Below are 12,688 nucleotides of genomic sequence, written 5' to 3' on the forward strand. Positions count from 1 at the left end.
GACAAGACCAAACCCGACATTCCCTTGCCCCCTTCCGCCGCCCGAATTGGCGCCGGCGGCCCTTCCGGTCGCGGCGCCCACCCCTTATTGGCCGTGGTGCTGGTGCTCTGCGCCAGCGCCTGCTTCGCCACCTTGAGCGCGCAGGTGCGGGTGCTGAGCGATCTCGGCATGCATCCCTTCGTCACCACCTTCTGGCGGAATTTCTTCGGCCTCTTTTTCATGCTGCCCTGGCTGATGAAGAACGGCCTCGGCACCTTGCGGACCGACCGCTTCTGGATGTTCACGCTCCGATCCGCCATCAGCTTCGTCTCGATGCTGCTGGGATTCTGGTCGCTGGCCCTGATGCCCTTCGCCAAGGCGATCTCGATGAGCTTCACCGCGCCGCTCTTCGCCACCTTGCTGGCCGCGGTCTTTCTCGGCGAGCGGGTGCGCCTGCGGCGCTGGTCGGCGACCATCGCCGGCTTCATCGGCGTGCTGGTCGTCTTGCAGCCGGACTCCGCGGCCATCAATCTGGGCGAGCTGCTGGCGCTGGCCGCCGCGGCCTTGAGCGCCATCGTCTCGATGGTGGTGAAGAATCTCTCAAAGACCGAGAGCTCGAACGCGATCGTCACCTACATGGTGCTGCTCTTGACGCCGATGTCGCTGGCGGTGGCGCTGCCGGTCTGGAGCTGGCCGCCGAGCGCAAGCTGGTGGCCGTTCATGATCGGCATGGGGCTTGCCGGCACGCTCGGGCATCTCTGCTGGGTGCGCGCGCTCGGCATGGCCGAGGTCTCGCTGGTGGTTTCCTATGACTACGTGCGCTTGCTGTTCGCAGCGCTGATCGGCTACTGGGCGTTTTCCGAGGCGCCCGGCCTGCATACCTGGATCGGCGCCGCGCTGATCGTTGGCTCCGGCATCTACATCGCCCGCCGCGAGGCCAAGCTGCACCAATCCGCCGCCGCCCGCGCCGTTGCCGTCAGTGCCGACCCGATCGCCTCGCCGAATCCAAAAGCATGAAATCCTTCTGGGCCGAGCTCGCGCCGAACAGCAAGGGCGCCCTGCTGATGACCTTGAGCGGCGTCACCTATTCCTTCATCGCAGCGATGGTGAAGGAGCTCAGCCAGAATGGAATGGACGGCTTCGAGATCGCCTTCTTCCGTGCGTTCTTCGGCTTCGTGGCGCTTTTTCCGTTCCTCGCCTTCGCCGGCAAAGCCGGTTTTAAGACGCAGCATCTCGACAAGCATGTCTGGCGCGGCGTGCTCGGCAGCGTGTCGGTGGTCTGCGCCTATGTCGGCATCGGCAAGCTGGCTCTCGCCAACTACACCGCCCTCTCCTTCACCAAGCCGCTGTTCGCGGTGATCCTCGCCTATTTCATCATCGGCGAGCAGGTGCGCTGGCGGCGCTGGGCGGCGACCATCATCGGCTTCCTCGGGGTGCTGGTGATGATCCGCCCGGGCGCCGATACCTTCTCGCCCTGGGCCTTCCTGGCCCTGGGCGATGCCTTCGCGATCGCTTTCCTGATCACCATCGTAAAGAAGTTGCCGGAAACCGAGACCGAGCTGGTGATGATGTTCTATTACGGCATCATCGCGATTCTGGTCGCGCTGCCGCTGGCGCTCTGGGCCTGGCGCTGGCCCAATCCGATGGAATGGCTGCTGCTGGCGGGCATCGGCCTGGTCGGCGCCTATTCGCAATATCTCTGGATCCGCGCCTTCCGCATCGGCGAGGCCTCGGCGGTGGCGCCGTTCGATTACCTGCGCCTGCTGTTCGCCGGCCTGATCGGCTTCGCGCTCTTCAGCGAGATGCCCGACATCTGGACCGTCGGCGGCGCGGTCATCGTGGTCGCGAGCACGGTCTACATCGCGCAGCGCGAAGCGCGGCTGAAACGCGCCGGCGATAGGGAAGCGGTGAAAGCGGAGGCGATCGCGTCCGAGCGACCGGGGTTGTAACACCCAACGTCATCCGCGGGCTTGACCCCCGCATCTCGTGCCGACGAGGCTCGGAGAGAGATGCCCGGATCAAGTCCGGGCATGACGGTTCAAATTGGGCGGCTCAACCCGCCAGCGCCTTGTCGAGCATCTCTTTTGCCCGCGCGCGATGCTCCGGACGGATGCTGGAGGCGACGCTGCGGATCGCGGCGTAGAGCACGGTCGCGTCGTCGGTGTACCCGAAACCGGCGATGAAATCCGGAATGACGTCGATCGGGAGGACGAAATAGGCGAGCGCGCCCATCAGCACCGCCTTGACCTGCAGCGGCGTCTTGGGGTCGAGGGTGGCGTAGTAGGCCGCCAGCAATTCGCCGAGAAACGGAATGCGCCGCGCGGCCCGGCGGATCTTCGGCCAGAAGCCGTTGTTCACGCGGGCCCGGTCGCGTTCGAATTTGCGGGGGTTATAGATGGTCAGCTCTTGCGACATGGCGCCGGATATGGCCCCGGAATCGTTAATTTCCAAGAGGGTGGCGACCGGGCGGGCGGCAAATCGGCATGGGGAATGCTAGACTGAGGCCATGATCAAGCTTGAGCAATTTCTCATGGCGGCCGTTTTCGGCCTGATTTCAGCGGGTTCGGCCCTGGCGCAGCAGGGGCCGGTGCAGGCGCAGCCTTTGCCGCCGCTGGCGCCGCCACCGGTCGCCGGCGCCACCCAGCTCAGCCCGCCCCCGGCGCAATTTGCCGCCCCGCCGCCGGACCTGACCGCCCGCGAGGCGCTGACCGGGGCACCCGTGCCGCCGATCAAGACCACGGCGACGCTCTGCGTCCGGCCGGTCATGGTCGATGACGAGATCCGCACCTGGGATCACCTGCAGGAGGTCGGCGGCGCCAAGCCGGCCTGGGATGCCTACCAGATCGGCGACTACCTGAAGGCCGTGCCGATCTTCGAGCGCCTCGCCAAGGTCGGCCATCCCGAGGCCGAACGGCTGCTGGGCTTCGTCTATTACGCCGGCCAGGGCGTGCCGCAGGACTATGCGCGCTCGCTCTACTGGTTCGAGAAGGCGGCAAACCAGGGCTGCTTCGGCGCCTATGCCGCGCTCTCCTCGCTCTACCGCGACGGCAAGGGCACCGGCGTCGATCTCGGCAAGGCCTATATGTGGCTCAACATCGCGGTCTCGCGCCTGCCCGACAGCGTCGAGCGCGACGCCTTGATCAAGGAGCGCAGCAAGATCGAAGCGCTGATGACCCCGGCCCAGATCGAAGCCGCGCAGAAGCGCTCGCAATCCTTCAAGGAAAAACCAGTGATCCCGCCGGACCCCGAGGATCTGCCGGTCGACTACTTTCCGAAGGCGGTGAACTGACCACCCCACTTCGTCATTGCCGGGCTTGACCCGGCAATCTGGCGCCAGATGCGCGGGTCAAGCCCGCGCATGACGGCCTGATTATTCCGCCTCGACGATCTCGAAATCGTGGGTGATCTCGGTTCCGCTCTTCTCCAGCATGATCGAGGCCGAGCAGTACTTCTCCGCCGACAGCTTGATCGCGCGCTCGACCGCGTCGTGCTTGAGATTCTTGCCGGTCACCTTGAAATGGAAGCGGATCTTGGTGAAGACCTTCGGCTCCTCGGCCGCGCGGTCGGCGTCCAGGGTCACCTCGCAGCCGCGGACATCGTGACGGCCCTTCTCCAGGATCATCACCACGTCGGTCGCGGTGCAGCCACCGGTGCCGAGCAGCACGTATTCCATCGGCGAGGGCGCGATGGTGGGAACGCCTTGGCCGGTCGGCGCCGCGATGACGATGCCGTGGCCGCTGTTGCTGGTGCCGAGGAACACCCGTCCCTCGATCCAGTTGATGCGTGCTTTCATTCTATCCTCTGAGGCAAGTCGGAGAGAGTCATTGCGCGTCACCCCCACCCCGCCCTCCCCCCGAAGCCGGGGGAGGGCTTAAACGCGCTGGTGCCGTACCCCTCCCCCGACTTCGGGGGAGGTAGGGTGGGGGTGCCACTAACTCGATGCATCAAGACCGCGGCTGGTGGCCGAGCAGGTTGAAGAAGATGCGGGTGTTATCATAGCCGGCGGCGACGTCCAAGCGGTCGCCTTCCTGGACTTCGACCGGCTCGGGGAAGAAGTGGATCGCCTGCTTCCAGTGGTTGGTGCGGCTGCGGCTTTCGGAGCGGTAGATGACCTCCTCGTCGAGAACGAGGTCGAACCAGAAGCAGACGCCGTGGCAGATCCCGGCGCGGTTCGCGGTGATTGCCAGCGGCCGCAGGTCCTCGGTCTTCATGGCCTTGCGGAAGTCGAAGTCGAGCAGGCGGACGCGCCCCGAGAGCACGCGGTGCGGATCGGCGCCGAGGTCGATCTGGGCGTAGCCCGGCGAGCGGAAGACGTCGAAAGCGCCCATGTCGAAGCCGGCAATCTGTCCGACCGGGTTGATGTTGGCCAGATGGTCGCATTGCATCAGCACGCCCCAGACCACGGCCGCCTGCGGGATGACCTTCGCATCGGGCTTCACCAGGTTGGCGCGGGCATGCTGGATGATCGGCAGCATGTTGGGCGCCAGCATGCCGATGTTGATCAGTTCCGAGACGAAGACGTCGGCCCGCTCGGGCAGATCCTCGCCGAGCTTCATCTGCGTCGATCGCTTGCTCAGGACCGTGATCCGGTCGGCGAAGCCGTTGCGCGCGACGGTCTCCTTGGCCACCTTGGCCAGGATCGGCACCGCCTCGCAGGTGACGACGTGCTTCGCGCCGGCGCGCGCCGCCATCATCGCCACCAGGCCGGAGCCGGTGCCGATCTCCAGCACCAGCGAATCCGGGGTCACCGCCCGCGCGAGTGCACGCTCATAGGCGGCGTTGCGCTCGTCGTCGTTGATCATCGGGATATGCCAGGCGGGAATCATGCCCGACATCGCGAGATGCAGCGCGAACTGCACGTCCTCGTCCTCGGGCAGGCGCTCCGCCGCGACCTTCAGGATCGCGAGCGCCTCTTCGTTGCGGTTCTGCTCGGTGAGGCATTGCGCGAGACCGCAATGCGCCGGCGCGCAACCGGGGTCGATCTCCAGCGCGCGGCGGAAATGCCGCTCGGCGGCCGCCTGGTCGTCCATCTGGTTGTAGACGTCGCCGAGATTGTAATGCGCGTCGAGATAGTCCGGCTCGCGCAGCACCGCCTGGCGGAAGCAGGCCAGGGCCTTGTCGAGCTCGCCCTCGCGCTTCAGTGCGATGCCGAGGTTGTTGATCGCGCTGTTGAGCTCCGGCGCGATCCTGATGGCTTCGCGGAAGCAGGTCTCGGCCGGCCGCACCTGGTCGAGCTTCAGCAGCGCATTGCCGAGATTGTTCCAGGCATTGGCGTCCTGGGGCTCGATCTCGAGTGCGCGGCGGAAGGCGGCCTCGGCCTCGGCAATCATGCCGAGCGCGTAATAGAGCGCGCCGCGGGTGTTGAAGAAGCGGTTGTTGTCGGGCGCGGCGGCGATCGCGCGATCGACCAGGTTCAGCGCTTCCTGGGCCTGCAGCCCGACCTGGTAGGCGAGCACGCCGAGCAGATGCAACGCTTCGGCATTCTCGGCGTCCCGCTCGAGAATGCCGGCGCAGATCAGCTTAGCCGCCTCGAAGTCGCCGGTCTCGGCGGCCCGGACGGCATCCCTCACGGCATCGTCGATCGCGAGTCCAGCCGCCACGCGGCCTCCATCCCCTCGTGCACGCGCGAAACCGCGTGCCGAGCGGCAATCCTATAGCGGAAGGCAGAGGCGAGAGAAGAGGCTCAGACCAGGATGTTGAGCAGCGAGCCGCGCGGCGAGGCCGCGTTGCTGGCTTGCGATGAGCCGCCGCCGGTATCGCCGCCATTGCCGCCGGCGGCGGCCGGGGCGGCCGGCTGGGCCGCGCTGGCGCCGGAAGCGGCGGAACTGCCGAGGATGGAAGCCAGGGACTGCGCCTGCAGATTGCTGGAACGCAGGGCGGCGATCGAAACCTGTTGAGCCCGTTGGGCGGCGCTGATCTGGGAAGCAGCGCCTGCGGCGGCAGCGAGATCCATATTGGGTTACGCCCCTGGGTTTACGCTTTGATGTCGAGCAGCGTCTTGGTCATCTCGTCGCTGGTCTTGATGACCGCGGCATTGGCCTTGAAGCTGGTCGCGGCCGTGCTCAACGAGACGATGTCCTGCGGATCCTGCGAGCCGCCGGCGATGTTCTGCGCGGCGTCGTTGACCGTGTTCGTGGCCTTCTTCAGGCCCTCGATCGCGGTCGCGGTCGCGTTGTTGCTGCTGACGGAACCGACGTCCATCGGGGTCTCCCTGACCTCTGGCCTTCGGCCGATCTTTCCGAGTGATCGGCTGTCATGCCCTAACCTAGGGGTGAGAGGTTAACAGAGGATTGCCGCCGCCGTGAATCCCCGGAGAATCTTCCTGATTCGGGTTAACCAAGTTTGGGTCCAATCAGCAAGTGGTGTCGCGAACAGGCCAGGATTTACCGTTTGCCGGATAATCCTGTGCCATGTTAGCAATTCCCGTGTTGCAACCGCGAAAGCGAATTAAGCCCCCATTCGCACCCTCTTTTTGAGCCGGGGGGCGGGAGCACGAGCGATGACGATTCGACCGCGCCGGTCGGTCCTCTACATGCCCGGCAGCAATGAGCGCGCGCTGGAAAAAGCGCGCAGCCTCGGCGCCGATGGCTTGATCCTCGATCTGGAAGACGCTGTCGCCCCGGAGGCGAAGGCGCGCGCCCGCCGTCAGGTTGCTGACGCCGTGAAAGCGGGCGGCTTCGGCCGGCGCGAGGTGGTGGTGCGGGTGAACGGCCTCGACACCGAATGGGCGGGCGAGGACATCGCCGCGGTCGCGCATAGCGGCGCCGATGCCATCCTGTTTCCGAAGATTCAATCCGCCGCCGACGTGCTGCAGGCGATCCTGCTCCTGGAGCAGGCCGGCGCGCCGTCGAGCTTGCCGATCTGGGTCATGGCGGAAACGCCGCGCTGCATCCTCAACATGGATTCGATCGCCGGCGCCAGCCCGCGCCTTTCCTGCATCGTCGCCGGTACCTCCGATCTCGGCCGCGAGCTGCGCATCCGCCCGACCCCCGCGCGCGATGGCGCGGTCGGCGCGCTGACCATGATCGTGCTGGCGGCGCGCGCCCACGGCCTCGACGCGCTCGACGGCGTGCATCTCGATCTCGCCGACGATGCCGGCTACGAGGCGGTCTGCCGCCAGGGCCGCGACCTCGGCTTCGACGGCAAGACGCTCATTCATCCGAAGCAGATCGACGCCGCCAACCGCGCCTTCGCGCCGACGCCGGCCGAGCTCGAAGCCGCCCGCGCCATCCTCGCCGCCTGGAAGGAGGCGCGCGCCGAAGGCAAGGGCATGGTCGTGGTGGGCGGCCGCCTGGTCGAGAAGCTGCATGTCGATGAGGCCGAGCGCCTGCTGGCGCTCCACGAGGCCATCAGCGCGCGGGATCAGGCAGAAGCGGCTTAACCGAGCGCCTAAAGCGGATCGCGGATCAGCGGGCAGGTCATGCAATGGCCGCCGCCGCGGCCGCGGCCGAGCTCCGAGCCCTCGATGGTGATGACCTCGATGCCGGCCCGCCGGAGCTTGGTGTTGGTGTAGACATTGCGGTCATAGGCGACCACGACGCCGGGCTCGATCGCCACCACATTGTTGCCGTCGTCCCACTGCTCGCGCTCGGCTTCGTAGCTGTCGCCGCCGGTCGACACCAGCCGCAATTCCTTCAGGCCCAGGGCCTCGCGGACGACTTCGGTGAACGGCTGGGTTTCCTCCACGATCTTCAACTCGGTTTCCGTCTTGCCCGGCCAGAGGCTGAAGCTCCGGATCCGGTCCACCACCTGCGGGAAGAGGGTCGCGAGATCCGGCGCGCAGAAGGTGAAGATGGTGTCGAGATGCATGAAGCTGCGGTCGCGCGGCATCAGCGCGCCGATCACGCGCTCGGCGGCTCCCTTCGCGAACAGGCGCTTGGCGAGGGCCGCGACCATCTGCGGCGTCGAGCGCTCGCCCATGCCGATCAGGACGACACCGCCGCCGATCGGCATCACGTCGCCGCCTTCCAGGCTGGGGAAGCCGGTGGGTGAATCGTCAAGCTCCCACCAGGTCTCGAACCCTGCGGCCTTGAAGCGCGGATGGAAACGATAGACCGCGGCCACATTGGCGGCCTCGGGACGCCGGGCCGGCCAGAACATCGGGTTCACGGAGACGCCGCCATAGATCCAGCAGGAGGTGTCGCGGGTGAACAGCTGGTTCGGCAGCGGCGGCAGCAGGAAGTCCTGTGGCTCCAACGTGCGGGCGAACAGGCCGCGCGGCTTCTCCGGCATCTCGGCGCGGGTGATGCCGCCGATCAGGTGATGCGACAGCCAGTCGGCCGGCACCTCGTTGAGCCAGGGCCGGAGCTCTTCCGCGACATCGGCGCCGACGCTGCCGGGGGCGAGACGCCGGTCGAGCAGCCAGGCGCGCGCCTCGGGGATCGCCATTGTCTCCGCCAGCATGGTGCCGAAATCCTGCACGGTGACGCCGCGCTCGCGCAGCGCATCGACGAAGGCGTCGTGCTCCTGCCGCGCCTTCTTCACCCAGAGCACGTCGTCGAACAGCAGGCTGCGGCAGTTCTCCGGCGTCAGGCGCTGCAGGCTCAAGTCCGGCCGGTGCACCATCACCTCGCGCAGGCGGCCGATCTCCGAATGAACTCCGAGCGCGGTCACGGCCTTCTTCGCTTCCATGGCGCGTTCCTTTGCAGAGGCTCAATCACAGCGGGCTGATGATGCCGGCCCAGATGTCGTAAGCCGCCCAGATCGCGGCGACCACCAGGCCGGCGGCGAGGGCGAGCTCGACCGGGTGGAACAGCCGCTGGCCGGCCTCGCGCCTCGCGACCACATGGGCGACGATGCCGGGCGCATAGAGCATCGCGCACATGAAGAGATAGGCCGGGCCCGCGGCATAGACCAGCCAGGCGCCATAGACCGTCGCCACCAGGCCGGCGACGAAGCCCAAGGCCCGCGTCTCGCCCGCCTGATAGCTCTCGCCGGTGACCGCGAGCTTCAGCGCATAGGCGCCGGAGAAGACATAGGGCACCAGGATCGCGGTCGAGGCGATGTAGTAAAGCGCCTGGTAGGTGCTCTGGGCATAGAGCGTCACGAACAGGAACACCTGCACCAGCCCGTTGGTGATCCAGAGCGCCGCCGAGGGCGAGCCGTTGCGGTTCGCGGCGGCGAAGATCCTCGGCAGGGTACTGCGCTGGCCCGCGACGAAAGCGATCTCAGCCGCGAACAGGGTCCAGCTGAGGAACGCGCCGACCACCGAGACGACGACGGCGATGTTGATCAGCGCCGCGCCCCAGGGCCCGACCAGGGCCTCGAGCACGCCGGCCATGGAGGGGTTGTTCAAGCCCGCGAGGTCCGCCCGCTGCATCACGCCCAGCGAGAGCAGCGACACCAGGGCGTAGAGCGCGAGGCAGGTCAGGAAACCGGCGGCGGTGGCGGCGCCGATGTCGCGGCGGCGCTCGGCCCGCGAGGAGACGACGCTCGCGCCTTCGATGCCGATGAAGACCCAGAGCGTCACCAGCATGGTGGACTTCACCTGGTCGAGCACGCTGCCCAGCGACCCGTCGGCCGGTCCGCTCATATCCATCGAGAACACGTCGAGCTTGAAGGCGACGGCGGCGACCGCGATGAACAGCACGATCGGCGCGATCTTGGCGATGGTGGTGATGACGTTGACGAAGGCCGCCTGGCGCACCCCGGAGAGGATCAGGAAATGCACGGCCCAGAGCAGGACCGAGGCGCCGATCACCGCTTGCCAGGTGTTGCCGTCGCCGAACACCGGGACGAAATAGGCGAGCGCGGCGAAGACCAGGACCGCATAGGAGACGTTGCCGATCCAGGCCGAGATCCAGTAGCCCCAGGCGCTGTTGAAACCGATGAAGGGACCGAAGCCGGCCTGGGCATAGGCATAGGGCCCGGCATCGAGCTCGGGTTTGCGCAAGGCGAGGCTCTGATAGACGTAGACCAGGGCCAGCATGCCGACGGCGGTGATGCCCCAGCCGATCAGGATCGCCAGCGGCCCCGCGGCATTGGCCATGTCGTGCGGCAGGCCGAAGACGCCGGACCCCACCATGGATCCGATGACCAAGGCCGTCAGCGCGCCGAGCCGGAGCTTGCGCGGCGCCGTCGCGTGGCTGTCCGGAATCGCGGTGTTCGCAGTGGTCGAAGACATGGCTTCCTCCGATGCTTCGCGCGGGGTCTGGCTCTCGTCCAAACTGCGCTGCCGCAGCGAAAGCCACTTTGATTTCCCTCAAGACCGGCGGCTTTAACCGAAGTTTCACGCGCCCCCCAGGTACGGATCGACCGCCGCGCCGACCGCGCCAGGACTTGGTAAAAGTGAAGGAACTACCGCAGCAGCGGCGCGATCAGCGCGTAGATCCGGTCGCTTAAGGCCGCGCGCAGGTCCGGCCGGATGTGGTTCACGGAATCGCCGACGTCGCCGGGTGAGATGATGACGGGCGCCGGCGAGACCAGGCGCAAGCCCGCGTTCCCGACCTTGGCGTCGATCTTCTCGACATAGCCGGGATTGAGGTCGAGCACAGCCTGGATCGTCGGCCCGTGCATGTAGAGGCAGTTGATCTCCTGCTTCCGGCAGAGCGCGGCGATCCGCTCGAGGAAGGGGTCGAAATCGTCATATGGCCCGCGCCATTCCTTGATGTCGTCGGGGGTCGGCTTGCCGCCGGCTTCCTGTGCTACATAGTCGAGCGTCGCGCAGCCGGTGCAGTCGCCGGTGTCGCGCGCGCCGGTCATGAGCGTCCGGATGCCGTCCGCCTGCACGCCGCTGTCGAACAGGAAGCTCAGGAGAGAGGCTGCCGCCTTGACGGCGAGCTTCGGCGGCAGCGCCAGCACCTGCGCGGGATCGCGGGCGTTGGCCAGCACGAAGCCGTCGGCGCTGGCGGAGAAGCGGCGGCGATAGAGCTCGGGCGAGACCATGACGACCAGGTTCTCGATTTTCATCCCGCGACGGATCGCTTGCCGCAATTGCGTCTCGATCGCCGGCAGGCCGAGCGCCCCGCCGCTCAGCGCGAGATTGAGAACGGTCCTGCCGCTCTGCGCCGCCATCGCCCGGGCATCGACCCCGTTGCCGAGCGAACTGTCGCCGAGCAGCAGCAGGTCCACTCGTTCCGGCGCCGCCGCGAGCTTCGCCGCCTGGAAGTGATAGAGGCCGCAGATGTTGCGGTCGAGCAGGGTGCACTGGTCGAGGCCGAACCAGGAGACGCCAAGCGCGCCGCCGAGCAGCAGCAAGAGCAGGCCGAAGAGGGTGAGGGCGTAGCGACGCATCGGCTTCAGAACTGGAAATAGAGGAAGTCGCTCACCCGGTCGGTGAACAGGATGAAGTAGAGGGCCGGCGCCGCGATGCCGGCGACGACAACCGCCGCCGCAAGGCCCGGCCGCCAGCTGAGCCAGGCGGGCGTTACGCTCGCGGCATCCAGTGCCGGCTGGAAGCGCGCCATGACCTCCTGCGTGTTCGGCCAGAGCCAGGCGATGCCGAGCAGCAGCGCGACCGTGGCCCAGACGCCCACCCCCATCGCCGTATCCGGCGACGCACCTTGCCCCAGCATCGCAGCCCAAAGCCTGAGCGCGGTGTCGAGGTCCGCGGCGCGGAACACCACCCAGGCGAGAACCACGGCGAGAAAGGTCAGCGCCTGCGCCAGGATCCGCGGCAGGCGTTCCGAGCCGATCATCGAACGCCAGAAATGATTGACGACCAGATAGAGCCCGTGCAGCCCACCCCAGAGGACGAAGGTCCACCCCGCCCCGTGCCAGAGCCCGCCCAGCAGCATGACCAGCATCAGGTTGACATAGCGGCGCTGCGGGCCGCGGCGGTTGCCGCCGAGCGGGAAATAGAGATAGTCGCGCAAGAATCGCGACAGTGTCATATGCCAGCGCCGCCAGAAGTCGATGGCGCTCGCCGCCTTGTAGGGCGAGTCGAAGTTGAGCGGCAGCTGCACGCCGATCAGCCGCGAGGCGCCGATCGCCATGTCGCTGTAGCCGGAGAAGTCGAAATAGAGCTGCAGCGTGTAGGCGAGCGCGCCGAGCCAGGCGGCTTCCGTCGAGACCGCGACGCCGCCCGCGGCGACGTCGAACACCGGGTTGGCAAGCGGCGCCATGCTGTCGGCCAGCACCACTTTCTTGAACAGGCCGATCGCGAAGATAGTGAGGCCGACCGCGAGGTTCTCCCAATTGAACCGGAAGGCACCCTTGCGCTCGAACTGCGGAATCATTTCGCCGTGGTGCAGGATCGGCCCGGCGATCAGGTGCGGGAAATAGGCGACGAAGAGCGCGTAGGAATCGGCGCGGCGCGACTGGACCTCGCCGCGATAGGCATCGACCAGGAAGGCTATCTGGGTGAAGGTGAAGAACGAGATGCCGAGCGGGAGCACGATGCCGAGGTCGGGCTTCGGGTCTCCCAGCAGCGTGGCGCCGGTCGCGGCGAAGAAGCCCGCATACTTGAAGATGCCAAGCAGGATCAGGTTGGCGGCGAGGCCGGCGATCAGCCAGGCCTTGGCCCGGTGCTGCGCCCCGGCATCGCGCGCCGCCAGGATCCGCATCCCGGCCAGATAGTTGCCGAGGATCGAGGCCAGCATCAGCGGCAGAAAGCGCCAGTCCCAGACCGCGTAGAAGGCGAAGGAGGCGAGGGCCAGCCAGGCGATCGCCCATTGCGGCCGGTGCCGCGCCAGCAGGAAGGCGCCCATGAGCGCGATAGGCAGATAGAGAAAGATGAAGCTGGCGGAGTTGAAGAGCATGGAGCCGGGCG

General features: G+C 67.0%; 13 protein-coding genes. 4 read left to right on the forward strand and 9 right to left on the reverse strand.

Going from position 1 to position 12,688, the window contains the following annotated elements; all coding sequences use genetic code 11:
* Positions 1-93: 93 nt before the first annotated feature.
* Together ACYQ4T_RS18850 and ACYQ4T_RS18855 are read left to right on the forward strand one after the other, a co-directional pair.
* Positions 94-996 (forward strand): DMT family transporter, encoded by a 903-nt coding sequence (locus ACYQ4T_RS18850; protein ID WP_459858068.1) that lies wholly within the window; start codon positions 94-96, stop codon positions 994-996.
* A complete protein-coding gene (locus ACYQ4T_RS18855; protein WP_459857403.1) occupies positions 993-1,928 on the forward strand; it encodes a DMT family transporter in 936 nt (311 codons plus the stop codon). The genes ACYQ4T_RS18850 and ACYQ4T_RS18855 overlap by 4 nt, the downstream gene beginning before the upstream one ends.
* A 103-nt stretch (positions 1,929-2,031) precedes the next feature.
* On the opposite strand, the gene ACYQ4T_RS18860 is transcribed toward ACYQ4T_RS18855, so the two are convergent.
* Positions 2,032-2,394 (reverse strand): YkvA family protein, encoded by a 363-nt coding sequence (locus ACYQ4T_RS18860; RefSeq protein WP_459857405.1) that lies wholly within the window; start codon positions 2,392-2,394, stop codon positions 2,032-2,034.
* A 115-nt stretch (positions 2,395-2,509) separates the two neighbouring features.
* Here ACYQ4T_RS18860 and ACYQ4T_RS18865 point away from each other — a divergent pair, with 115 nt between their 5' ends.
* The gene (locus ACYQ4T_RS18865; protein ID WP_459857408.1) at positions 2,510-3,268 is read left to right on the forward strand and encodes a tetratricopeptide repeat protein; all 759 of its coding nucleotides are present in this window, start codon (positions 2,510-2,512) and stop codon (positions 3,266-3,268) included.
* 81 nt (positions 3,269-3,349) lie between these two features.
* On the opposite strand, the gene ACYQ4T_RS18870 is transcribed toward ACYQ4T_RS18865, so the two are convergent.
* The 4 genes from ACYQ4T_RS18870 to ACYQ4T_RS18885 form a co-directional block, all read right to left on the reverse strand.
* Positions 3,350-3,772, reverse strand: coding sequence for an OsmC family protein (locus tag ACYQ4T_RS18870; protein WP_459857411.1), 423 nt, complete (start codon positions 3,770-3,772; stop codon positions 3,350-3,352).
* Positions 3,773-3,923: 151 nt separating this feature from the next.
* A complete protein-coding gene (locus tag ACYQ4T_RS18875) occupies positions 3,924-5,579 on the reverse strand; it encodes a tetratricopeptide repeat protein (protein WP_459857413.1) in 1,656 nt (551 codons plus the stop codon).
* Between the two features lie 83 nt (positions 5,580-5,662).
* Positions 5,663-5,932: a hypothetical protein gene (locus ACYQ4T_RS18880; protein ID WP_459857415.1), complete on the reverse strand. Its 270-nt coding sequence runs from the start codon at positions 5,930-5,932 to the stop codon at positions 5,663-5,665.
* Between the two features lie 20 nt (positions 5,933-5,952).
* Entirely contained in the window at positions 5,953-6,180 is a 228-nt protein-coding gene (locus ACYQ4T_RS18885) for a flagellar basal body rod C-terminal domain-containing protein (protein WP_459857417.1), read from the reverse strand.
* A 298-nt stretch (positions 6,181-6,478) separates the two neighbouring features.
* Between ACYQ4T_RS18885 and ACYQ4T_RS18890 the strand changes: the two genes are divergently transcribed.
* Positions 6,479-7,360, forward strand: coding sequence for an HpcH/HpaI aldolase/citrate lyase family protein (locus ACYQ4T_RS18890; RefSeq protein ID WP_459857419.1), 882 nt, complete (start codon positions 6,479-6,481; stop codon positions 7,358-7,360).
* A gap of 8 nt (positions 7,361-7,368) precedes the next feature.
* On the opposite strand, the gene ACYQ4T_RS18895 is transcribed toward ACYQ4T_RS18890, so the two are convergent.
* From ACYQ4T_RS18895 to ACYQ4T_RS18910, 4 genes are all read right to left on the reverse strand, one after another.
* Positions 7,369-8,610: an arginine deiminase gene (locus ACYQ4T_RS18895; RefSeq protein ID WP_459857421.1), complete on the reverse strand. Its 1,242-nt coding sequence runs from the start codon at positions 8,608-8,610 to the stop codon at positions 7,369-7,371.
* Between the two features lie 25 nt (positions 8,611-8,635).
* A complete protein-coding gene (gene arcD, locus ACYQ4T_RS18900; protein WP_459857423.1) occupies positions 8,636-10,102 on the reverse strand; it encodes an arginine-ornithine antiporter in 1,467 nt (488 codons plus the stop codon).
* A gap of 173 nt (positions 10,103-10,275) precedes the next feature.
* Positions 10,276-11,211, reverse strand: coding sequence for a hypothetical protein (locus tag ACYQ4T_RS18905; protein WP_459857425.1), 936 nt, complete (start codon positions 11,209-11,211; stop codon positions 10,276-10,278).
* Between the two features lie 5 nt (positions 11,212-11,216).
* Positions 11,217-12,677: an MBOAT family O-acyltransferase gene (locus ACYQ4T_RS18910; RefSeq protein ID WP_459857428.1), complete on the reverse strand. Its 1,461-nt coding sequence runs from the start codon at positions 12,675-12,677 to the stop codon at positions 11,217-11,219.
* Positions 12,678-12,688 lie beyond the last annotated feature (11 nt).

The organism is Dongia sp. agr-C8 (genome assembly GCF_054658695.1).